The sequence below is a fragment of the Hoeflea ulvae genome, assembly GCF_026619435.1.
GTDB lineage: Bacteria > Pseudomonadota > Alphaproteobacteria > Rhizobiales > Rhizobiaceae > Hoeflea > Hoeflea ulvae.
Map to the genome: position 1 here is coordinate 1,859,869 of NZ_JAOVZQ010000001.1, position 22,550 is coordinate 1,882,418.

Below are 22,550 nucleotides of genomic sequence, written 5' to 3' on the forward strand. Positions count from 1 at the left end.
GCCTCGTAAATTTGAACCAGTTGGACAAAACCTACTCCAGCCTGTCACCGGGCGAAAGACCGGAAGCGCGATTAGACAGCTTCAGGCAAAGCCGGTTAATCTCTGCTCTCTTCAAGCATCGCCGATGAATGCCGGGTCTGGCTGCCATCGGCCCGGCGCGGGCCCGGCAGGCCGAGATAGTGGCTTTCAAGGTCAACCGTCGACGCCTTGCCGATCGAATCACGGTTGGCCTCAAGCCAGCGATCCGCCTCAAGCCGTCCGCGGTCGCGCAGATCGGTGAGAAACGACCATCTGACATCGAATTTCGATGACACCGGCAGATCCCGCAACGCATCGTCGGCGTGCACCGAATGCACCAATATATGCCGCAACCGCTCCTTAAACTCGTCCTTGAGCCATTCCCGCTCGATCAGGTGGGTGACGAAATTGATGGCGCGCAATTCATCCAGCAGCGACGAGTTGAACGAGATTTCATTGATCCGGTTCAAAATGTCCGGCGCCGTCTTCGGCACTTCGTCGCGCTCCATCGGATTGATGTGCACGATCATCACGTCCCGGCTTTCGCAATTGTAAAAGAACGGAAACAGCGCCGGATTGCCGACATAGCCGCCATCCCAGTAATGCTCGCCGTCAATCTCCACCGCCTTGAACAGGAACGGCAGGCAGGCGGACGCCATCACCACATCGGCGCTGACCTCGCGGGTCTCGAACACCCGCACCCGGCCACTGCGCACATTGGTGGCGCTGAGAAACAGTTTCGTATCGCAGCGCTGGCGCAGCGCATCAAAATCGACGCTTTCCGACAAAAGGTCGTGCAGCGGGTTGATGTCGAACGGATTGAATTCATAGGGCGAGAAGGTGCGCGTCATGGTGTCGAAGGCGGCATAGGTTGCAGCCGTCACCATTTCCATGCCGGGAATCGCTCCTTGCGGCAGGGCGCGGACCGGCGACCAGACCGAGCCGCCGCGGCTGGATTTGCGCCAGAAATCCTCAAGCGCTGCCTGTCCGCCGATGCGGCCGCCTTCCATCAGGCCATGGGCCAGCACCGCCGCATTGACCGCGCCGGCGCTGGTTCCCGAGAGCCCTTCGAATTCGATATCCGGCTCATCCAGCAGACGATCGATCACGCCCCAGGTGAAGGCGCCATGCGCCCCGCCGCCCTGCAGCGCCAGATTGATGGTGCGGGTTTTGGACCTGCCGGCTTTCGCCCCCGAAGGGGCCCTTGTGTTACGTGTGGTCCTGGTCATTGGGCCGTCCAGCCGCCGTCCATCGGCAGTGCTGCGCCGGTGATCTGCGCGGCCTGGTCGGACGCCAGATACAGCGCCAGCGCGGCGATCTGTTCGACCGTGACGAACTGCTTGGTCGGCTGCGCCTTGAGGATGACCTCGTTGATCACCTGTTCTTCTGTCATGTTGCGTGCCTTGGCGGTGTCGGCGATCTGGCCGGTGACCAGCGGGGTTTCGACATAGCCGGGGCAGATCGCATTGGCGGTGATGCCGAACTCGGCGCCTTCCAGCGCCACCGTCTTCATCAGCCCCAGAATGCCGTGCTTGGCGGCGACATAGGCGCTCTTGTAGGGCGAGGCGACCAGCGCATGCGCCGAGGCGATGGCGATGATTCTGCCCGATGCCTGCTTTTTCATGATCGGCATGGCGGCGCGGACCAGGTGAAAGGCCGAGCTCAGATTGATGCCGATGATGGCGTCCCATTTGGCCACCGGGAAATCCTCGATCTTTTCAACATGCTGGATCCCCGCATTCGGCACGAGCACATCGACGCCGCCGAATTTTGCCTCGGTGGTTTTGACCAGATCGTCGATCTCGTCGGGCTTGAGCATATTTGCGCCATGAAAGATCACTTCGCCGGAGCCGAGTGCAGCCACCCGCGCCCGTGTCGCTTCAAGCTCCTCGGCCTTGCCCAGGCCGTTGAGCACGATGTTGTATCCGGCGGTCGCGAAATTTTCGGCGATTCCGAGGCCGATGCCGCTGCTGGATCCGGTGATGATCACGGTTTTCATGGAAAATCCTTTCGTCATGTTGCAGTGCACAACTAACCTGTCGGCATGAAAGTTCCAAACAATTCTTGGAGAGCGGCTCTCGAATGCGCCGGCCCGGCAACCGTCATCCTTGCCACTGTGCCCATTCCGGTTCATGGAGAACGCCATCCGATAAGCCCAACAAGCGTCCGCCATGATCGATTCTCCACAATCCCGGCCAGATCCCGCGCCTGCCGCCTCCGCCGTCCTGACCACGGCCATGGCCGGGGCGGTTGCCATGGCCGTGGCCATGGGGCTCGGGCGATTTTTCTACACCCCGGTTCTGCCGGCGATGATGGCCGGTCTCGACATGGGACCGGCCGAGGCCGGCTGGATCGCATCGGCCAATTATGCCGGCTATCTGCTTGGCGCCATTCTGGCTGCCTATGGCTGGGCCGAGGGCATCGAGCGCAAGGTGGCGCTTGCCGGACTGCTGGCCACCGCCCTGCTGCTGCTGGCCATGGGTGTCTCGAGCAATTTCGTGCTGCTGTGCGCGATCCGTTTTCTGGCGGGCGTCGCCAGCGCCTTTGTCATGGTCTTCACCTCGGCGATCGTGCTGTCGCATGGTCTCGTCACCGGCAAGCCCTGGGTGCAGTCCAGCCATTTCGCCGGTGTCGGCACCGGCATCTCGGTTTCGGCGATCATGTTCGGCCTGATTGTTCTCGGCGATGGCGGCTGGCGCATGGCCTGGATCGTGGCCGCTGTCCTGGCCTTTGCCGGCCTTGCGCTGGTCAGCCGATATCTGCCGCAGGACGTGATGCGCACCGGCCCGGCCAGGAAGGAGCCGCCGCTGAGCTGGACCCCGGCGCTGCTGGCCCTGACCATCGCCTATGGTATTTTCGGCTTCGGCTACATCGTCACTGCAACCTTCCTCGTCGCCATTGTCCGCGACGGCGGCGGCTCGTCGCTGTTTGAAGCCGGCGTGTGGCTTGCCACCGGTCTCGCCGCCGCACCCTCCGTGGCCTATTGGCTGCCGGCCGTCCGCCGCGTCGGACTTGTCAATGTCTTTGCCATCGGCTGCCTGGTCGAGGCGCTGGGTGTGGCAGCCAGCGTGCTGGTGCCGCTGCCTGCAGGCCCGGTGGTCGGCGGTGTGTTGCTGGGCGGCACCTTCGTCATGGTCACGGCTTTCGGCCTGCAGGTCGGGCGGCAACTCGCCATCGAGAGCCCGCGCCGCGCGCTGGCGATGATGACGGCGGCCTTCGGCACCGGCCAGATCCTCGGGCCCGTCGTTGCCGGCTATCTTGCCAACTGGACCGGAACCTACACCTGGGCGAGCCTCGCCGCCGCCGCCGGGCTGCTGGTTTCGGGCGCAATCGTGCTGGTATTTTGCAAGACAAGGGCCTGAACGGCAGGTTTTCCACACGCTACGGTGGCCCTTTGGCCAAATATGGCGCATATGGGCCATTCAATGCCGGTCAGTCGCCACTCCCCTCCAGACTCCGACTGTTCAATGACAACCCGGTACCCGATGTGCTGCGTATGCATTGGTCTTGGGGCAGGACGGCTGACTGTCGCTACACAAACCGAAAAGGGGGAAGACATTGTCTGACACTGATACGACCACCACGTTGGAACCGAGTTCCGATTTTGAAGTGGGCCAAGACAATATCCAGGTTATGGGACTGGACGTCCACAATCCGGTATTTTTCGTCTCCGCCGTGATCATCGTCGGGTTCGTCATTTTGACATTGATGTTCGGCGAAGCTTCGTCGGCGTTCTTCAGCTGGCTTCGTCCGGCCCTGACCAACATGTTCGACTGGCCTTTGCTGATGGCCGGGAACGTGTTCGTCCTGTTCAGCCTGGCGCTTGTCGTCACGCCGCTGGGCAATATCCGCCTCGGCGGTGTCGATGCCGCGCCGGATTATACCTATATGGGCTGGTTCGCCATGCTGTTTGCAGCCGGCATGGGCATCGGCCTGATGTTCTTCGGTGTCTCCGAGCCGCTGTCGCACTATGCCAGCTCGTTCGGCGGCGCAGTCGTCGAAAACGGCGTCCGCACCGACTGGGCGCCGCTTGCCGGTGCCGCCGGCGATGCCGACGCATCGCGCGCCAACGCCATGGCGGCGACGATCTTCCACTGGGGCCTGCACCCCTGGGCAATCTATGCCGTGGTTGCGCTCGCTCTGTCGTTCTTTTCCTACAATCGCGGTCTGCCGCTGACCCTGCGCTCGGCCTTCTACCCGCTGCTGGGTGAACGGGTCTGGGGCTGGCCCGGCCATGTCATCGACACGCTGGCCGTGTTCGCCACCCTGTTCGGTCTGGCCACATCGCTCGGCTTCGGCGCCGAACAGGCCATTGCCGGTCTCAACTTCCTGTTCGGGATCGAGATCACCGGAACTTCGAAGATCATCCTGATCCTGCTGATCACCGCCGTGGCGCTGTGCTCGGTGGTGGCGGGGCTGGACGCCGGCGTCAAGCGCCTGTCCGAGATCAACATGGTTCTGGCCTTTGTCCTCATGGGCTTCGTGCTGATTGCCGGCCCGACCATGTTCATCGTTTCCGGCGTGTTCGAAAATACCGTGGCCTATGTCAAGGAAATCATCCCGCTGTCCAACCCCTTCGGCCGTGAAGACACCAACTTCATGCAGGGCTGGACCGCATTCTACTGGGCCTGGTGGATTTCCTGGTCGCCTTTCGTGGGCATGTTCATCGCCCGCGTCTCGCGCGGCCGCACGGTGCGGGAATTCATCACCTGCGTGATCCTGGTGCCGACGGTGGTCTCCATCATCTGGATGTCGACCTTCGGTGGCGCGGCCATCGATCAGGTCATCAACCAGGGCAATGAAGTCGTTGCCAATTCCGACCAGGCGGTGATGTTGTTCGAGATGCTCAAGAGCTATCCGATGACGCAGATCGCCTCCTTTATCGGCATCGTGCTGGTCATCGTGTTCTTCGTCACCTCGTCGGATTCCGGCTCGCTGGTCATCGACACCATCACGGCCGGCGGCAAGGTTGACGCCCCGGTGGCCCAGCGCGTGTTCTGGGCAACTTTCGAAGGCATCGTCGCCATCGTCCTGCTGATCGGCGGTGGCCTCGGCGCGCTGCAGGCGGCGGCCGTGGCGACCGGTGTGCCGTTCGCAGCCCTGCTGTTGCTGATGATCTGGTCCACCTACAAGGGCTTGATGGAAGAACACCGGTTGCTCAAGCAGGTCTAAGAAGCCTCGCTTTATGATCTAAAACCGCGAGAGCCCGCTCCTGGCACCCAGGGGCGGGCTCTTGTTTTAGCACAATGGCGTGATTGCTGGCGCCTTCGGATTGCCGTAGTTGCCGCGGTGTCCTAGGTAGTCGGCCAACTTTGAACGAATCACGTCCTGCCATGTTCTCAAGGATCTCCGCCCGTGTTTGAATCCTTTTTCCCCCGACCGAAACTGTTCTTCTCGTCAATGCTGCTCTGGGCAGGTCTGGGCATTTTCATCTGGTACACGGTGGGGGATACCATCGGCGCCGCACTTGGCTTCGACCTGCCGGCGGCCGAAGGCGACCCGATTGTCGGGCTGTATTATTTCTACACCCCGTCATTCCTCTGGTTCTATGTCTTCTACACCGTCTGGTCGCTGATCTTCACGGTCTTCTGGTTCAACTTCTCGCCGCACAAATGGCAGCTCTGGTCGATCCTCGGCTCGATCTTCATCCTCTTCAGCACCTATTTCGGCGTGCAGGTCTCCGTCGCCATCAACAATTGGCGCCGGCCTTTTTTCGACCAGTTCCAGCAGGCCTTGACCGGCGACGGTTCGGTCAGCGCCGGCGATCTCTATGGTCTGCTTCTGATCTTCGCCCAGATCGCCTTCGTCTCGCTCGGCGTCTATGTCATCACCCGCTTCTTCGTCAGCCATTACGTCTTTCGCTGGCGCACGGCGATGAATGATTTCTACATGGAACGCTGGACCCGGGTCCGCCACATCGAGGGTGCGTCCCAGCGTGTGCAGGAAGACACAATGCGCTTCGCCTCGATCATGGAAGGCCTCGGCGTGGCCTTTGTCGACGCCGTCATGACGCTGGTGGCGTTCCTGCCGGTTCTGTGGGGACTGTCGCAATATGTCACCGAGCTGCCGCTGGTCGGCGAGATTCCGCACGCCCTGTTCACCGCGCTTTTGTTCTGGGCCGCCTTCGGCACCGGGTTGCTGGCCATTGTCGGGATCAAGCTGCCGGGACTGGAGTTCAAGAACCAGCGCGTCGAGGCCGCCTACCGCAAGGAACTGGTCTACGGCGAGGACAATGCCGACCGCGCCCAGCCGGCCACCGTGGTCGAGCTGTTCAACAATGTCCGGAAGAACTATTTCCGGCTCTATTTCCACTACATGTATTTCAACATCGCCCGCAGCCTCTATTTCCAGGCCGACAACATCTATGTGAGCGTGCTTCTGGTGCCGACCATTGTTGCAGGCAAGATCACGCTCGGCATCTGGCAACAGATCCTCACCGCATTCGGTCAGGTGTCGAGCTCGTTCCAGTTCCTGGTCAGTTCCTGGACCACGATTGTCGAGCTGATCTCGATCTACAAACGTCTGCATGCCTTCGAGGCCGTGTTCAAAGGCCAGGACCTCTCCGATATCGAGAAGAACTATCTCTCGAGCCAGGGCAGCGGCTATGTGCAGCCGACCCCGAACCCCGCGCCCGGAGCCGGCGGGCCGGATGCGGTGCAGACGATTGAAGATCCGAAATACTGATTGCCCCGGCGGGCAGGGAAGACTCTAGCTCGCCGAGCCGTCCCGACCATTGAGCCGCCGTATCGCCTCCTGGTAGGTCACGCAGGCGACGTCCGGCCGTGTGCAGGTCTCTTTGGCGAAGCGTTCCAGCGCGTTCCAATAGGCGCCGCCATTCATCTCGACGAAATGAAAGCCGAGCTGCAGCGGCTGCCGCGCGCCTGTGTATTCGGTCTCGAAGGCGGCGCGGAATGCGGCCAGCGTACGTTCCTCGAACTGCGCCGATTTCGATGGTGTCTCGAACCCGCTGGAATGGCGCACGAACAGATTGTAATCCATCGCGATGATGCGGCGGTCCTTGGGACCTTCCGGAATCAGCGGCAGTGCAAAGCGGGCGGTTGCCTTGCTGAAGTCGGGGGCGGCCGGGCCGCGCGACACGCCGCTGGCGTCATAGGCAAAACCGCGCTCCGCCAGCGCTGCATAAAGCCCGTCTCCGACCGACAGATAGGGCGCGCGGAATCCCTGGATGCCTGATGTGGCAAAGGCGTCCCAGCCGGCCGGCGCCTCTGCGCCATTGTTGCGCCAGGCCTCGGCAAGGGCTGTATCGAACTGGTCGAATTCCGCCTGCCAGTCGGACTTGCTCCAGTCCTTGCCGTCGAAATGGCCGCAGCCATGGCTGCCGATCTCGTCGCCGGCCTGGTGTGCGGCCCAGATATGGCCGAGCCGTGTCCGTACTTCCGCGCTGTCCTGCGCAAAGCCGACTTTGGAGCGGCCGGACGAATGGCCGGGCGCCTTGTAGCCCTGGCGGTCGGCCTTGCTCATCAGAAAGGTGCAGGAGAGAAAATAGGTAAACCTTGCGCCGCTCTCATCCGCCAGTTTCAGGCTGCGCTCCCACAGCGCGTTGTCATGCGCCCCGTCAAAGGAAATCAGCACCAGCTGCTCCCGCGGCTTTGTGTCGCCGGACCCGGCCAGGGCCGCTGTTGTGCAAAGAGCGGAGGCGAGAGCCAGCGCCAGCAGCCGGGAGGACGAGGACGGGAGGATCGGGGCAGGGAAGTGCATTGTGCTTGGCAACCTGACGTTACGCGGGACGGGTACGAAGTCTGGCTGTGTGATCGCGAAATGCGGCGGTGATGTGGAAGCGTGGCCGATAACCGCGGTCAGCCCGAAGCGCAGCGGACGCATTTTTCCGCCATCGGATCGATCTCGAGCCGCTTGTCCGGAATCACCTCGCCGCATTCGGCGCACCAGCCATAGTCGCCATCTGCCAGCCGCCGCTCTGCCATCTCGATGCGGACCAGATCACGCTTGCGCGCGCGTTCCTGCGCCTCGGCCATCGCCTGCTGCTGCATGGCATCCATCCGCGACAGCCGGCCGACCGATTGCTGGTCCAGCGTCACCGGCGCGCGAGCCTCCGCGCTCAGCACCGACATGCTTTCCAGGTCCGCCTTGCGTTCGGCAAGCCGCCTCCGCGCGGCATCGAGATCGGGTTCCATCGCGCCATCATGGCCCAGTCGCCGCAGCGACACAATCGCCCGCCTTGCTTGCTTCTCAGCAGCGGCGGTCCGGGCTATGGTCCTGCGGCGGCCGGACCGGAAAGGTCTGGCGATGCAAGGGCTATTCAAGGGAGATGTCGGATGATCTGGCTCATTGTCGGACTGGTTCTGTTTCTGGGCGTGCACTCGGTGCGCATCGCCGCACCTGAGTTCCGGGCTGCGCAGATCGACGCCCGGGGACTGAACGCCTGGAAGGGCCTCTATTCCCTGGTGGCAATCGCCGGCTTTGTCATTCTGGTCTGGGGCTATGGCATGGCGCGGCTCGATCCGGTGGTGTTCTGGGTGGCGCCGTCCTGGATGAGCCATGTCGTGGCGCTGCTGATGCTGCCGGCAATGATCTTACTCGTCGCTTCGCAGGTTCCTGCCGGCCGCATCAAGGCAGCCGTCAAGCAGCCGATGCTGCTTGCGGTCAAGATCTGGGCGCTGGCGCATCTTCTGGTCAATGGCGATCTGGCCTCGCTGCTGCTGTTTGGCGGCTTTCTGGCCTGGGCGATCGTCGACCGGATCTCGGAAAAGAAGCGGCTTCTGGCCGGCATCACCCGCAATCCCGTGCCCGGACCGGTGAAATGGGATGCCATCGCGGTGATCGGCGGCCTGGTCCTCTATCTGGCGTTCCTGCTGTGGCTGCATCAATGGCTCATCGGCGTGCCGCCGATTGTCGGCCTGTGAGCAAGCCACAGTGGTGCCTTGCGCGGCTGTCGCTGAGTGAATTGGAGCCCTTGCGGCCTTGCCCGGATGGTGCTCGCGGCGGCTTTCCGCATCTTCCCCCTTACAGAAGCCGCAAAATCGGTTAGAAGGCCCAACACAACGCCGCTTGCGGCAAGATTTTGAGAGGACCGGCTCCGGCCGGTAAAGCGATGGCAGACGACAATTCAACATTCATCCGCGAGGTCAATGAGGATCTGCGTTCGGATTACATGAAAGCGCTGTGGAGCCGGTTCCGCTTTGTCATTCTTGCCATCGCGATCGGCATTGTTGCCGTCACCGCGGGCCTGCGTGGCTGGGACTACTGGCAGGAAACCACCGCCGCCAGATCCGGCGACGTGTTCCTGGCGGCTCTGGAAAAGGCCCGTGGCGGCGACACCGATGCGGCCCTGCTCGAGTTCCAGGAGCTCGAGAAAACCGGCTATGGCTCCTATCCCGTGCTGGCGCGCATGCGTGCCGCCACCGTGCTGGCCGACAAGGGCGACACCGCTGCGGCGATCGAGGCCTTCTCCTCGGTCGGCAAGGATGTGTCCCAGCCTGTCGCCATTCGCGATGCGGCGCGGCTGCGCGCTGCCTATCTGCTGATCGACAATGGCAGCTATGCCGATGTCTCGGCCGAAGTCGAGGTTCTGGCCGTTCCGGGCAATCCGGCGCGTCACTCCGCCCGCGAAGCCCTCGGCATCGCCGCCTTCAAGGCCGGCGAACTCAGCCAGGCCGCGCAGTGGTTCGGCGATATTGCCGCCGATGGGGAAACGCCCAATGGCATCAAGACCCGTGCCGGCCTCATGCTTGACATGATCGCCGCGCAGGGTGGCGCATCCTGATTGCTGACGCGCCAAGGCATGTTGGGTTCGGACGAAGTGGTCTGAACGGCAATCCGCATGCATCAGATCAAAGATTTGCAGCGCCGCTCGCAGCCTCCTGGCTGCGCGGCGCTGCAAGGACAACGACGAGGCCTTCGGGCAAGGACCATCCATGAGTATTACACTGGCTATTGTCGGACGCCCCAATGTCGGCAAGTCGACGCTGTTCAACCGGCTGGCCGGCCGCAAGCTGGCGCTGGTTGACGACACGCCGGGCGTGACCCGCGACAGGCGTCCGGGCGACGCCAAGCTTGTCGACCTGCGCTTCCGCATGATCGACACCGCAGGTCTCGAGGTTGCCGGACCCGACACGCTGGAAGGCCGCATGCGGGCGCAGAGCGAGGCGGCGATGGACGAGGCCGATGGTGCGTTGTTCCTGATCGACGCCAAGTCTGGCCTCACCCCTGCCGACGAGTTGCTGGCCGATATCCTGAGAAAACGCGGCAAGCCGGTGGTGCTGGTTGCCAACAAGGCCGAATCCAAGGGCTCGGAATCGGGCATGTATGACGCCTACCGCCTGGGCCTTGGCGAACCCTGTCCGATCTCGGCCGAACATGGCGGCGGCATGCTCGATCTGCGCGACGCCATCGTAGAGGCTTTCGGCGAGGAGCGCTGCTTTCCCTCCAAGAACGATCCCCTGTCCGAGGCCATCACCGATGTCGACATCCCGATGCCGCGCGATGCCGATGACGAGGATGAAGGCCCCGAATATGATGAATCCAAGCCGCTGCGGGTTGCCATTGTCGGCCGCCCCAATGCCGGCAAGTCGACACTGATCAACCGGTTCCTGGGCGAGGAGCGGTTGCTCACCGGTCCCGAGGCCGGCATCACCCGCGATTCCATTGCCGTCGATTTCGAATGGCAGGGCCGCAAGATCAAGCTGTTCGACACTGCTGGACTGCGCCGCAAGGCCCGCGTCCAGGAAAAGCTCGAAAAACTCTCGGTTGCCGATGCGCTGCGCGCCATCCGTTTTGCCGAAGTCGTGGTGATCGTGTTCGATTCGACCATTCCGTTCGAAAAGCAGGATCTGCAGATCGCCGATCTGGTGGTGCGCGAAGGCCGGGCGCCGGTGATCGCGTTCAACAAGTGGGACCTGATTGAAAACCGCCAGGAAAAGCTTGCCGAACTGCGCGAGATGACCGAACGCCTTTTGCCGCAGATCCGCGGCATCCGTGCGGTGACCGTGGCCGGCCAGACCGGCGACGGTCTCGACAAGCTGATGGAAAACATCGCCATGGTCCACAAGACCTGGAACAAGCGCGTTTCCACCGCCAAGCTCAACCGCTGGCTTGACCACACCCAGGGCCATCACCCGCCGCCGGCCGTGTCCGGGCGTCGGCTCAAGCTGAAATACATGACCCAGGTGAAATCGCGCCCGCCGGGCTTCATGATTTCCTGCACCCGGCCCGAAGCGGTTCCCGAATCCTACACCCGCTATCTGCTCAATTCGCTGCGCAAGGATTTCGACATGCCCGGCATTCCGCTGCGCGTGGTCTATCGCAGCGGCGACAACCCCTACGCGCCCAAGGACGGCAAGACCAAGCGGGCTTCGGTGATGCCGAAGAAATCGCTCAGAGCCACAAAATCCGGCAAGCTTGCCCCGAAAAAGCGGCGCGGTTGATCCCGGCCTGAAAGGGGGCCGTGTCCATTGCACGGCCTCTCCCTGCTGCCCTTGCCCCGGGCCGCCTTGATCTCCGGGTGCATTTTCAGGGCAGGTAATTAACGCTCCATCAAGGTTAATGCTCCATTCTCGCAGATTGTACCGTGTATCTGTTCCCGAGTTTCGGAGTTGTTGTTTTGCGTCAGAAGCATAGTTTGCCCGGCAAAGGCCATTCCCTGCTTGGCCGTTTGTCAGCGCCCGTGGTTTTCGGGGTCGCTGCCTTCCTCTCCACCCCGTCGATGACATCGCATGCCGACATGGCCACCATGCTGGCCGGCAGCGAGGGCGCGGAGTCGCGGTGGAAAACCTTTCTCACCGCGTCCCCGGCCGGTTCCATCCAGGCTGCGGAGCTGGAATTCGCCGATCCGATCCTGACCTCGTCGATCGCCTCGGGCGCCGGTGTGACCCTGCCCAATGGTGACAAGATTGCCTTCATGGGCAAGATCGGCGCTGCCGACCCGCGGCCCGATGCCGACCGCATCACCCGCTCGCTCAAGAAGGGCAGGGTGATGACCGTCACCCCGGTCCAGCCGCCCAAGGATTTCTCCGCTGGCTCCGTGCTCGAGCGGCAATCCAGCCTGTTCCAGCCCGCGCTGGACACAAAGAACTCCATGGCCTTCCTCAAGCCCGAGATTCGCGGCAAGGAAATCCAGATCGCCACCGCCTTCTACGCCACCGGCAAGCAGAAGGCCGAACCGCAGGTGCCGGCGATGCTCGCCAGCCTGGTGACCAACAACAATGCCGACATCCTGGCCACCGCCTATGCGCCGCCCAAGCCGGATTACGCCAAGCAGTCGCCGTTCAGCTCGGTGCTGCGCGAACAGCCCACGCGCGGCCGCTTCATCCCGCCGGTGGGCAAATATGATCATGAATGGGCCGGAACCGCGCTGCCGGCGGCGGCCTTTTCGGCGGCCGAGCAGCGTTGCCTGGCAGCCGGCATCTATTTCGAGGCCCGCGGCGAGAACGTCAAGGGACAGGCCGCTGTGGCGCAGGTGATTCTCAACCGTGTGCGCAACCCGACCTATCCCAAGACGGTATGCGGCGTGGTCTATCAGAACGAAACCTGGCGCAACCGTTGCCAGTTCTCCTTTGCCTGCGACGGCATCAAGGACCGGGTCCGCTCTCCCAAGCATTGGGACATGGCCGAGGAAATCGCGCTGGCCACCACCGCCGGCAAGATCTGGCTGCCGGAAGTCGGCTCCTCAACCCATTACCACGCCACCTATGTGAACCCGCCCTGGGCGCGGAAAATGCGCAAGGTCGGCCAGATCGGACTGCACATTTTCTACATCACCTATGGCGGCGGCTGGTCCTAGGGGCCTCCACAAACGGGCCGGTGCGCTGCAGCACCCGTTGCTCTCGCTCCACCATGCAAGGCGATCCCGCAAATGCCTGATCCGGCGGGGCTTTTTGTCCCGGCAGGTCAACGCCGGAAAGCGCGATCACCGCACAAGGAGCCGGCCTTGCGGATTCGCCCGGCATGCGTGAGTCTGACGCAGGCGGCCCGCGAATTTCTGATACTTCTGTAGGGCTCCCCGGCAACCGGGTCTCAAGCACCTGATAAATAAACGAAAAAATGCTGCGCGATGATGCCTTTCCGCGCCTTGACTATAACCCGGCCTAAAACTATGTTGCGCCCGACTTCGAAGCGGCCTTTTTTGGGTCGTCGCTGGCGTGTCAGGAGTGCGCATTCATGGTTGAAAAGCGCGGAACTGGTGGCTCGGACAACACGAGCGCGAGCGATGAAACGGATAAGGGCCGGTCGGAAAGCCTCGAGGCCCGTCGTCAGCGCCTGGATGCAGACCTTCTTGTCCACCGAAAAGTGGTGCCGGAAGCAAGCTCCAACAAGGAAGCTGCCAAGGGCTATGCGCTTGCGGTCAAACTGTCGAGCGAGTTCATCGCCGGCGTGATCGTTGGAGTGCTGCTGGGCTATCTGTTCGATCGGTTTTTGGGCACGTCGCCCTGGGGACTGATTGTGTTTCTGCTGCTCGGGTTTTGTGCCGGGGTATTGAATGTTTTGCGCTCGACCGGCGCGGTTGCCCAGTCCACACCGGCCGGGCGGAGCCAGACCGGGCCGGACGCGAAAGACGACGGTAAATAATGTCCGGCCTGACCGGATAACGAGAAAGAGGCGTCAGTTGGCCAACGATCCGATTCATCAGTTCCAGATCAGCAAGCTCGTCCCCATCGAGATTGGCGGACTGGACCTGTCGTTCACCAATTCCTCGCTGTTCATGGTGGCCACTGTCGCCGTCGCCGCTGGGTTTTTGTTCCTGACCACTGCCAATCGCGGACTGGTTCCGTCGCGGCTGCAGTCGATCTCGGAAATGTCCTACGAATTCGTGGCGTCAATGCTGCGCGATGGCGCCGGCGCCCAGGGCATGCGGTTCTTCCCGATGGTGTTCTCGCTGTTCATGTTCGTGCTGGTCGCCAACCTGCTGGGCATGTTCCCCTATTTCTTCACCATCACCAGCCACCTGATTGTCACCTTCGCCCTGGCGATGCTGGTGATCGGCACCGTGGTGGTCTACGGTTTCTGGAAGCACGGTCTGCACTTCCTCAACCTCTTCGTTCCTTCGGGCGTGCCCGGCATCCTGATGCCGCTGGTGGTGATGATCGAGGTCATCTCCTTCCTGTCGCGCCCGATCAGCCTGTCGGTTCGTCTGTTTGCCAACATGCTCGCCGGTCACATCACGCTGAAAGTGTTTGCGGGCTTTGTCGTCTCGCTTGGCAGCATGGGCGCGCTTGGTGTCGGCACGGCCATCCTGCCGCTGGCGATGACGGTGGCGCTCACCGGTCTCGAATTCCTCGTTGCCTTCCTTCAGGCCTACGTCTTTGCGGTGCTGACTTGCATGTACCTCAACGACGCCCTGCATCCGGGTCACTAGGTTCCAATCACCGGCGGCTCGCCGCCAACCATATCGCATCCATCCCATTCTAAAGGAGTTTTATCATGGAAGCAGAAGCAGCAAAGTACATCGGCGCAGGCATCGCTTGCCTCGGCATGGGCGGCGCGGGCATTGGCCTGGGCAACATCTTCGGCAGCTACCTGGCAGGCGCTCTGCGCAATCCGTCGGCAGCTGACGGCCAGTTCGGCCGTTTGATCTTCGGCTTTGCCGTGACCGAAGCTTTGGGCATCTTCTCGCTGCTCGTCGCCCTTCTTCTCCTCTTCGCCGTCTAATCGACGAACGAGAGTTAGGTTTGCCACGCCGGATATCCCGGCGTGGCATTTCATCTGGAGGTGACCATGTTTGTTGTGACCACGGCTTATGCCCAGTCCAACCCCACCGAAGGGACCCATTCGGAAACCGGCGCAATTGGTGGCGAAGACCACGCCAGCGGCGCATTTCCGCCCTTTGATTCATCGAGCTTTGCTTCGCAACTGCTGTGGTTGGCGATCACCTTCGGCTTGTTCTATCTGCTGATGGCGCGGGTCATTGTCCCGCGGATCGGCGGCATTCTGGAGCACCGGCGTGACCGGATCGCACAGGATCTCGATGAAGCCAATCGTCTGAAGGAAGAGGCCGACGCTGCCATTGCTGCCTATGAGCAGGAACTGGCGGATGCACGCAAGAAGGCCTCGGCGATTGCCGAGACCGCGCGTGAAAAGGCCAAGGCCGCAGCCGAAGCCGAACGGGCAACGACCGAAGCCGGGTTGAGCGCCAAGATGGCGGATGCTGAAAAGAGCATCGCTGCCATCAAGGCCAAGGCACTGGCCGACGTTGACTCCATCGCCGAAGAGACCGCCTCCGATGTGGTCAAGCATCTTCTCGGCGGATCCGTGACCGAAGCCGAGGTCGCAGCCGCGATCCGTGCCGCATCCGGCAAATAAGCAGGGGACTAGACCATGGACGCTACATTCTTTGCTTTCGTCGGCCTCGTCATCTTTCTGGGAATCCTCGCCTATGTGAAGGTTCCCGAAATGCTGACGGGTGCGCTGGACAAGCGCGCCAACCAGATCCGCAACGAACTCGAACAGGCCAAGAAGCTGCGTGAAGAAGCCCAGCAATTGCTTGCCGAGTATCAGCGCAAGCGCAAGGAAGCCGAAACCGAGGCAGCCAGCATTCTCAGCGCTGCCGAGCGCGAAGCCGCTGTCCTGCGCGAGGACGCCAAGGCCAAGACCGAAGAATATGTCAATCGCCGCACGGCGATGGCTGAACTCAAGATCAGCCAGGCCGAAACCGATGCGATCAACGAGGTGCGCGCCTCTGCAGTTGATCTGGCGCTTGTCGCGGCCGAACGGCTGATCGGTTCCAAGGTCGACGGCAAGGTCTCGAACGACCTGTTCCAGGCTTCGCTCGGCGATCTCAAGACCCGGCTCAACTAGGCCGTCATACCAACAGACTGAGTTAAGGCCGGGATCGTTTCCCGGCCTTTTTCGTTTCTTCGGTTCGGTGTCGTCAAAAGCGCATTGCCGTGCGTGCTGCGGTCAGTCCTTGCGCATCGGCCGGAAGGTCATCCTGTGCAGCGGGCAGGGGCCGTGATCGGCCAGCGCCTTGAGATGTTTCGGCGCGCCGTAGCCCATATGGCTGTCAAAACCGTAATGCGGGTGGTCAAGTGCCGCCCGCGTCATCATCCGGTCGCGCGTCACCTTGGCGACGATCGAGGCTGCGGCAATCGACAGGCAGCGCGAATCGCCCTTGACCAGCGCCCGGGCCATGCAATCTAACCCCGGCGGCACGTCGCGGCCGTCGACCAGGGCGAACCCGGCACGGGTCGGCAGGGCTGCCAGCGCCCGGCGCATGGCGGTGAGGCTGGCGATGCGGATATCGGTGGCCTCGATCTCGCGCGCCGAGGCGGTGGCGAACGCCACCTGTGACGTGGCCAGGATGGCTTCGTACAGCGCTTCCCGGGCTTGCCGTTTGAGCAGCTTGGAATCGTTGAGGCCGTCGGGGATCGCGTTGAAATCCAGAATGACGGCGGCAGCGACAACCGGTCCTGCAAGCGGTCCGCGCCCGGCCTCGTCAACGCCGGCCACCAAGCCGAAACCGCTTTGGACAGCATGCTGCTCAAAGCGATAATCGGGCATCGCCGGGTAGTCTGGAAACAGGGAATCAGGCGGGGTACGAGCCATGTTGCGGCAAACTCGCACACCCGCCTGATCCTCTGCAAGGCCCGGCGGCGGGACGGGTTGCCGCACGGGCGCCGGACCGCCCTGTAACGGGGCGGCGGACGGTCCGGATGGGGTGTCGCGCATGGTCACACCATGCATGAAAAGCGTCTCATGGCCCCGCGAACCGGGGCTCTACAGCAGGCTCAACTGAACCCCTTCGCCATGCGGCGGCACGAAGTGATCGGTCCGCAACGGCGATTTTCGCAGATTGAGGCCAAGCCGCTTCGCAGTCAGCTCGAAGCGCCGGGAAATCTGCCAGGCATAGGGCCCTGTCCCGCGCATCCGAGTGCCGAATTCGGCGTCATAGTCCTTGCCGCCGCGCATCGAGCGGACCAGCGACATCACGTGCCGGTAGCGGTCCGGGTAATGCCGCAGCAGCCAGTCGCGAAACAGCGGGCTGACTTCGATCGGCAGCCGCAGCATGACATAGCCCGCAGCATCCGCACCCGCCGCCTTGGCGGAATCGAGAATGCGTTCGATCTCGTGATCATTGAGGCCCGGAATCACCGGTGCCGCCATTACCGAGACCGGAATGCCGGCCTGCGAAAGCGCGCGGATCGCCTCCAGCCGCTTTTCCGGCGTGGACGCCCGCGGCTCCAGGGTGCGGGCCAGCTTGCGGTCGAGCGTTGTCACCGACAGCGCCACCCGGGCAAGTCCCTTTGCGGCCATGCGCGACAGGATGTCGATGTCGCGCACCACCAGCGCCGATTTGGTGACGATGCCGACGGGATGGCCGGCCGCTTCCAGCACCTCGAGCAATTGCCGGGTGATCCGCCATTGCCGCTCGACCGGCTGGTAGGGGTCGGTGTTGGTGCCGATGGCGATCGGCTGCACCTTGTAGCCCGGCTTCGACAGTTCCCGCTCCAGAAGCCGCGGCGCGTCGGGCTTGGCAAACAGCTTGGCCTCGAAGTCGACGCCGGCCGACAGCCCCATATAGGCGTGGGTGGGCCGGGCGAAACAATAGACGCAGCCATGCTCGCAACCGCGATAGGGATTGATCGAGCGGTCGAAGGACAGGTCCGGCGACTGGTTCTTGGTGATGATGGTGCGCGGCTTTTCGATCTGCACTTCGGTCTTGAACGGCGCCAGCTCCTCGAGGCTGCTCCAGCCGTCGTCAAACACCTCGCAGGTGGAGATCTCGAAGCGGCCCGACATGTTGAGCCCGGCGCCGCGGCCGCGAATGCGGTCATCAGTCAGGCGCATGCCGCTTGCCACAACCTGCGCATCCGCTTCGCCGGCGGTCAGGCCGGGTGCGAAAGCTGTCTGTTTCAACGTCGAAAGGCTTGGCATAAGACCTCCATACGCCCCGAAGCGGGGACAAAAAATCTGTGGCGCGGCGAAGAGATGTGCCGGTCAGGTGACTATATTCCTATCGCAAAAAACGGAACATAGCAAGAACATTAATCAGCGCACACCAGCGAAACGGAATTGATTAACGGATTCAACCGGCTGGCAACTTGCCGGCGCTTGATCTAAAAGAACCCATGATCAGCGTTTTCATCGAATGCAGCAATGACGAGAAGGCACTGGCGGTGACGCTGGCAGCGCTTGTCCATGGCGCGGTCGAGGGTCTTGTCGCCGAAGTGGTGATTCTCGATCGCGGTTCAAGTGACGGCAGCGCCGTTCTCGCCGATGCGGCCGGATGCCGGTTCCTCGACAATCCGGATCTGCGCGAAACGGTGGCCTCGGCTCGGGGAGACTGGCTGCTGCTGATCCAGCCGGGCGCACGGCCCTTGCTGGGCTGGGTCGATCATATCGGCCAGCATATGGCGGTGTCCGAGCAGCCGGCGCGGCTGCGGCCCTCGCGTGAATACAGGCTGCCGTTCTTCAAGCGGTTCGGCCGCCGCGTGTCGGCGCTGGAACACGGCGTGCTGATGCCAAAACGCCAGGCGATAGCAAATTCCGGATCCGGCCAGACGCTGGAAAGCCTCGGCCGTGGCCTGGCGATGAAGCGGCTCAATTGCGAAATCGTCCCGGCCTCGGTGCTGGCGCTGTCCTGACGGCTCAGATCAGCCCGGAGACAGTGTCCGGGTCGCTTCGATGAACCAGCCCGGCCTTGCCGCCCGCATGTGCTGCGCCGCCGCCTCTGCGGCCTCTGCGGAGGCATAGAGCCCAAAGCAGGTGGCGCCCGAGCCTGACATCCGCGCAAGCAGCGTGCCGCTGTCAGCAAGCATTGCAAGGCAGACTGAGATATCGGGAACCAGCCGCATTGCCGGAGCCTGCAGATCGTTGCGGGTCTGCGCCAGCCAGTCAATGAACCCGTCCCTGTCGGCCAGGCTCCCGGGCGCGGGCAGGGCGGCGTTGTCGCGGCGCTCGAGTTTCGAGAAAACAGCTGGTGTCGAGACGCCGACGCGCGGATTGACGATCACCATGTCGAGCCCGAAGTCCGGTGCAACCGGTTCGAGCCTTTCGCCGATGCCGCGGGCAATCAGCGGTTTTCCGTGCAGGCACATCGGCACGTCGGCGCCGAGCGAAAGCGCGATCGCCGACAGTGTTTCGGGGGTCGGCGCAAATTTCCAGACCCGGCACAGCGCTTTCAGCGTCGCAGCCGCATCGGCCGAGCCGCCGCCAATGCCGGAGGCGACGGGAAGCCGCTTGTCGAGCCGGATCCGCACCGCTGCGGCGTCAATGCCGTCACGCAGCGCCGCCGCGCGCAGGGCGTCACGGGCGCGGACAACCAGATTGGTATGCGCATCCTCGTTCGAAAGGCCGGCGGCTTCCGGCCCGTCGAGATCGAAGCCGTCACGGTCGCAGAGTTCCACCGACACCCGGTCGCCCAGATCGGTGAAAACCACCAGGCTTTCGATCAAATGATAGCCGTCCGCCCGCTGTCCGGTGACATGCAGCGCCAGATTGACCTTCGCCGGCGCCTCAGCCGTGAGCATAAGGCCGCGTGTTGCCATGCAGCGCAGGTGCGGCGTGGCCGGCCGGGGCCTGCCCGGCATGGCGCGGTTCGCCATGGGCCGGCTCAAGCCACGTCTTCTTGTCGGCGCCTGCCCCGTCTGCCTGCGGCAGTGCAGGGGCGCTGTCCTTGGCCCCGCCATTGTCGGCGGCCGGGATCGCCGGCTCCAGCGGCGGCAGGCCTTCGTTCAGCTTCAGCTCGATCTTCGGCTTGAGATCTTCCTCGGGATCATTGGCGAGCGCCCGCTTCCACTGAAACGTTGCTTCCAGCTCGCGCCCGACACGCCAATAGGCGTCGCCGAGATGATCATTGATGGTCGGGTCCGCCGGCTTGAGTTCGACGGCGCGCTCGAGCTCGCGCACCGCGTCGTCATATTGCGACAGCCGGTAATGCGCCCAGCCGAGCGAATCGACGATATAGCCGTCATTTGGCCTCAGATCGACGGCGGCACGGATCATGTCCATGCCCTCTTCGAGATTGATGTTCATGTCGATCCAGGAATAGCCCAGATAATTCATCACCTGCGGCTGATCCGGATAGAGCTCCAGAGCCCGCTTGAAATGCGCCTCCGCCTTGGGCCAGTGCTTGAGCCGTTCATTGGCAATGCCGGCCTGGAAGAACAGGTTCCAGTCATTGCGGGTCGGCGCCGGGCCGATCACCGAGATGGCGGTCTCGTAGGTCAGGGCCATTTCGACATAGTCCTTGTCCTGCGACAGCACGCTGCCATAGGCCAGATAGCTTCGAATGTCCCGCGGATCGGATTCGATCAGCGCCTTGAGATGGTCCTTGGCTTCATTGTTGCGGCCCAGATCGGCCAGCGCCAGTCCCAGCTGCAGTTCCGAAACCCGGCGCATCGGCGAGGTTTTTGGCACCGCTTCATAGATCGCGATGGCATCCTCGGTCTTGCCCAGCCGTTCCTTCAGCCCGCCCAGGATCACCAGGGTCTCGGCATTGGTGGCGTCAAGCGCCCGTGCGAACTGCAGATAGACCGCAACGGTCTCTTCCGCGCCCTCGCGGTTGAGCGCGCTGCCGAGGGTGAACAGCGCCGCGGCCGCACCCTGCTGCGCGGTCTTGACGCCGGCTTCCGGCTTGCCGCCGTCCTCGATCAGCTGCTTGAGCGCCGAAAGCGGTGCGTAGCCGGGCGAAAAGGTCTCGCCGGCCGCAAGCGCGTCCAGCGCCGCGCGTTGGTTTCCGCTGCGCGCTTCCATTCCGGCCAGCGCCATCACGCCGCGGATATAGGTGTCGGGCGCCGCGCCGCCGCCCTGAGGGTCGGCGATCAGGTCGGTGAAATATTGCCGCGCCACATCCCTCTTGCCCATCGCCTGCGCCATGGCGCCGGCATGGTAGCGGGTAAACACCGGATACCAGGGCGGTCCGTCCAGCGCGAGGATGGAGGTAAGCGCGACTTCGCCCTTGCCGTCGCCGAATTCGGCCCAGGCCTTGAGCAGCGTATTGAGCAGCCGGTCGATCGGATTGCTGTCTTCCGGATCGAGCAGGTTGGCCGCCTTGCGGTATTCGCGCTTGGTGGTTGCCTCGACCATCATCGCCAGCCGCGAGACCTGGGCGACCGCCGGGTCATCCTTCATCTCGCGCGCCAGCACGACGCCTTCCGAAAACCGTCCGTCGGTGAACAGCGCCACCATCAGCCGCTGCTTGATGTCGGTGTTGTCCGGGTCGAACTCCAGCGCCTTGCGGTAGAATTCGATCGCCCGGCCGGTGTCATTGTCGACATCGGCCGTCTGACCGGCGAGAAATGCGCCTGCAAAGCCGAGAAAATTGGGTTGCTGTTCTTCGGCCTGCTCGGGCGCTTCCGAAGCCGCCTGGCTGGCCGATGGCATCAATGTCCCGCTCAGGGTGACAAACACGCCCAGCGCTACGCTGGCCGCAAACCGGGCTGTCATTTTTCGCCGCATCAAGTCCTGCCTCACGTTCAATTTTGGCCATGCTTCAGCCAGTTGCCGAAGCACATTTGCCCAACACAATGGCTTTTTTGGCGCAGGGCGGCAAGGCCGGAGCCCCCGGCCGTTTCAACGCGCGTCAGCCGGCGCGGTTGACGCAGAATGCGATGACTTCCAAGAGCGCCGCCTTTTCCTCGGTGTCGGGCAGCGGCGCCAGCGCGTCGCGCGCGATTGAGGCATAATGCTCGGCCCGGGCGGTGGTGTCCTTCAGGCTGCCATATTTGGCAATCAGGCCCTTGGCCTTTTCCAGCGCCTGGTCATCGCTGTTTCCGCCTTCCACCGCATCGCGCCAGAAGGCGCGCTCCGATTCGGTGCCGCGGCGATAGGCCAGCACCACCGGCAGGGTGATCTTGCCTTCGCGGAAGTCGTCGCCGACATTCTTGCCCAGGTCATGCGCCGATCCGCCATAGTCGAGCACATCATCGATGAGCTGGAACGCCAGGCCCAGATTCATGCCGTAGGATCTCAGCGCATTGCGCTCGGCCTTGCCCACCCCGGCGATGATCGGTCCGACCTCGCAGGCGGCCGAAAACAGCGCTGCGGTCTTGGACTTGATGACGGCCAGATAATCATCTTCCGTCGTTTCCATGTTCTTGGCGACCGACAATTGCAGCACTTCGCCCTCGGCAATCACCGAGGCTGCGGTCGACAGCACGTCCAGCGCTTCCAGCGAACCCACCTCGACCATCATCCGGAAAGCCTGGCCGAGCAGGAAGTCGCCCACCAGCACGCTGGCCTGGTTGCCCCAGATCATCCGCGCCGTCGAGCGGCCGCGCCTGAGGTCGCTCTCGTCCACCACATCATCATGCAGCAGCGTTGCCGTGTGCATGAATTCCACCGATGTGGCGAGCTTGACGTGGTGTTCGCCGGTGTAGCCGAACATGGTCGCCGCGGCCAGGGTCAGCATCGGCCGGAGCCGCTTGCCGCCGGATGAAATCAGGTGGTTTGCCACCTCCGGGATCATCGCCACATCGGAGCCTGCCTTGGACAGAATCAGCTGATTGACGCGCTCCATGTCGCCGCGGGTCTTGGCGACCAGCGGTTTGACGGATGCGTCCCTGTGTTTTCCATCTTCCAGTGATATGACTACGCCCAAGGGTCCAGACTCCTGTTCTGAC

Annotated in this window: 22 protein-coding genes; 13 read left to right on the plus strand and 9 right to left on the minus strand. The window is 62.9% G+C overall.

Annotation, left to right across the window (positions count from 1 at the left end; all coding sequences use genetic code 11):
* Positions 1-95 precede the first annotated feature (95 nt).
* Entirely contained in the window at positions 96-1,247 is a 1,152-nt protein-coding gene (locus OEG82_RS08660) for a patatin-like phospholipase family protein (protein WP_267612034.1), read from the minus strand.
* A complete protein-coding gene (locus OEG82_RS08665; RefSeq protein ID WP_324288943.1) occupies positions 1,244-2,017 on the minus strand; it encodes a 3-hydroxybutyrate dehydrogenase in 774 nt (257 codons plus the stop codon). Before OEG82_RS08665 ends, OEG82_RS08660 begins: the two co-directional genes overlap by 4 nt.
* A gap of 172 nt (positions 2,018-2,189) precedes the next feature.
* Between OEG82_RS08665 and OEG82_RS08670 the strand changes: the two genes are divergently transcribed.
* From OEG82_RS08670 to sbmA, 3 genes are all read left to right on the plus strand, one after another.
* A complete protein-coding gene (locus OEG82_RS08670) occupies positions 2,190-3,380 on the plus strand; it encodes a YbfB/YjiJ family MFS transporter (RefSeq protein ID WP_267612036.1) in 1,191 nt (396 codons plus the stop codon).
* Positions 3,381-3,576: 196 nt separating this feature from the next.
* Positions 3,577-5,190 carry a BCCT family transporter gene (locus OEG82_RS08675; protein ID WP_267612037.1) on the plus strand — a complete coding sequence of 538 codons (1,614 nt, stop codon included), beginning with the start codon at positions 3,577-3,579 and terminating at the stop codon, positions 5,188-5,190.
* Between the two features lie 183 nt (positions 5,191-5,373).
* Positions 5,374-6,702 (plus strand): peptide antibiotic transporter SbmA, encoded by a 1,329-nt coding sequence (gene sbmA / locus OEG82_RS08680; RefSeq protein WP_267612038.1) that lies wholly within the window; start codon positions 5,374-5,376, stop codon positions 6,700-6,702.
* 24 nt (positions 6,703-6,726) lie between these two features.
* Here the strand turns inward: sbmA and OEG82_RS08685 are convergent, their stop codons facing one another.
* Together OEG82_RS08685 and OEG82_RS08690 are read right to left on the minus strand one after the other, a co-directional pair.
* Complete coding sequence (locus tag OEG82_RS08685) at positions 6,727-7,737, minus strand: polysaccharide deacetylase family protein (RefSeq protein WP_267612039.1); 1,011 nt, start codon at positions 7,735-7,737, stop codon at positions 6,727-6,729.
* 98 nt (positions 7,738-7,835) lie between these two features.
* Positions 7,836-8,204 carry a TraR/DksA family transcriptional regulator gene (locus OEG82_RS08690; protein ID WP_324288944.1) on the minus strand — a complete coding sequence of 123 codons (369 nt, stop codon included), beginning with the start codon at positions 8,202-8,204 and terminating at the stop codon, positions 7,836-7,838.
* 108 nt (positions 8,205-8,312) lie between these two features.
* On the opposite strand from OEG82_RS08690, the gene OEG82_RS08695 reads away from it, so the two are divergent.
* The 9 genes from OEG82_RS08695 (at position 8,313) to OEG82_RS08735 (ending at position 15,786) form a co-directional block, all read left to right on the plus strand.
* Complete coding sequence (locus OEG82_RS08695; RefSeq protein ID WP_267612040.1) at positions 8,313-8,900, plus strand: NnrU family protein; 588 nt, start codon at positions 8,313-8,315, stop codon at positions 8,898-8,900.
* 188 nt (positions 8,901-9,088) lie between these two features.
* Positions 9,089-9,760 (plus strand): tetratricopeptide repeat protein, encoded by a 672-nt coding sequence (locus OEG82_RS08700; RefSeq protein WP_267612041.1) that lies wholly within the window; start codon positions 9,089-9,091, stop codon positions 9,758-9,760.
* A gap of 151 nt (positions 9,761-9,911) precedes the next feature.
* Positions 9,912-11,420, plus strand: a complete 1,509-nt coding sequence (gene der / locus OEG82_RS08705) for a ribosome biogenesis GTPase Der (protein ID WP_267612043.1) — start codon at positions 9,912-9,914, stop codon at positions 11,418-11,420.
* Positions 11,421-11,596: 176 nt separating this feature from the next.
* Positions 11,597-12,775: a cell wall hydrolase gene (locus tag OEG82_RS08710; RefSeq protein ID WP_425497564.1), complete on the plus strand. Its 1,179-nt coding sequence runs from the start codon at positions 11,597-11,599 to the stop codon at positions 12,773-12,775.
* 377 nt (positions 12,776-13,152) lie between these two features.
* On the plus strand, positions 13,153-13,560 hold the full coding sequence (locus OEG82_RS08715) for an AtpZ/AtpI family protein (protein ID WP_267612045.1): 408 nt from the start codon (positions 13,153-13,155) through the stop codon (positions 13,558-13,560).
* A 37-nt stretch (positions 13,561-13,597) separates the two neighbouring features.
* A complete protein-coding gene (locus tag OEG82_RS08720) occupies positions 13,598-14,347 on the plus strand; it encodes a F0F1 ATP synthase subunit A (RefSeq protein WP_267612046.1) in 750 nt (249 codons plus the stop codon).
* 65 nt (positions 14,348-14,412) lie between these two features.
* Complete coding sequence (locus OEG82_RS08725; RefSeq protein WP_045648097.1) at positions 14,413-14,640, plus strand: F0F1 ATP synthase subunit C; 228 nt, start codon at positions 14,413-14,415, stop codon at positions 14,638-14,640.
* 66 nt (positions 14,641-14,706) lie between these two features.
* Positions 14,707-15,291, plus strand: coding sequence for a F0F1 ATP synthase subunit B (locus tag OEG82_RS08730; protein WP_267612049.1), 585 nt, complete (start codon positions 14,707-14,709; stop codon positions 15,289-15,291).
* 15 nt (positions 15,292-15,306) lie between these two features.
* Positions 15,307-15,786 carry a F0F1 ATP synthase subunit B gene (locus OEG82_RS08735; protein ID WP_267612050.1) on the plus strand — a complete coding sequence of 160 codons (480 nt, stop codon included), beginning with the start codon at positions 15,307-15,309 and terminating at the stop codon, positions 15,784-15,786.
* Positions 15,787-15,888: 102 nt separating this feature from the next.
* Here the strand turns inward: OEG82_RS08735 and OEG82_RS08740 are convergent, their stop codons facing one another.
* Both OEG82_RS08740 and OEG82_RS08745 read right to left on the minus strand, forming a co-directional pair.
* A complete protein-coding gene (locus OEG82_RS08740) occupies positions 15,889-16,533 on the minus strand; it encodes a ribonuclease HII (protein ID WP_267612051.1) in 645 nt (214 codons plus the stop codon).
* 171 nt (positions 16,534-16,704) lie between these two features.
* The gene (locus OEG82_RS08745) at positions 16,705-17,862 is read right to left on the minus strand and encodes a PA0069 family radical SAM protein (protein WP_267612052.1); all 1,158 of its coding nucleotides are present in this window, start codon (positions 17,860-17,862) and stop codon (positions 16,705-16,707) included.
* A gap of 194 nt (positions 17,863-18,056) precedes the next feature.
* Between OEG82_RS08745 and OEG82_RS08750 the strand changes: the two genes are divergently transcribed.
* The gene (locus tag OEG82_RS08750) at positions 18,057-18,572 is read left to right on the plus strand and encodes a glycosyltransferase family protein (protein ID WP_267612053.1); all 516 of its coding nucleotides are present in this window, start codon (positions 18,057-18,059) and stop codon (positions 18,570-18,572) included.
* A 9-nt stretch (positions 18,573-18,581) separates the two neighbouring features.
* Here the strand turns inward: OEG82_RS08750 and OEG82_RS08755 are convergent, their stop codons facing one another.
* From OEG82_RS08755 to OEG82_RS08765, 3 genes are all read right to left on the minus strand, one after another.
* Positions 18,582-19,484 carry a 4-(cytidine 5'-diphospho)-2-C-methyl-D-erythritol kinase gene (locus OEG82_RS08755; protein WP_425497636.1) on the minus strand — a complete coding sequence of 301 codons (903 nt, stop codon included), beginning with the start codon at positions 19,482-19,484 and terminating at the stop codon, positions 18,582-18,584.
* Positions 19,444-21,387 carry a tetratricopeptide repeat protein gene (locus OEG82_RS08760; RefSeq protein WP_425497565.1) on the minus strand — a complete coding sequence of 648 codons (1,944 nt, stop codon included), beginning with the start codon at positions 21,385-21,387 and terminating at the stop codon, positions 19,444-19,446. The genes OEG82_RS08755 and OEG82_RS08760 overlap by 41 nt, the downstream gene beginning before the upstream one ends.
* A gap of 124 nt (positions 21,388-21,511) precedes the next feature.
* Entirely contained in the window at positions 21,512-22,528 is a 1,017-nt protein-coding gene (locus tag OEG82_RS08765; protein WP_267612056.1) for a polyprenyl synthetase family protein, read from the minus strand.
* Positions 22,529-22,550 lie beyond the last annotated feature (22 nt).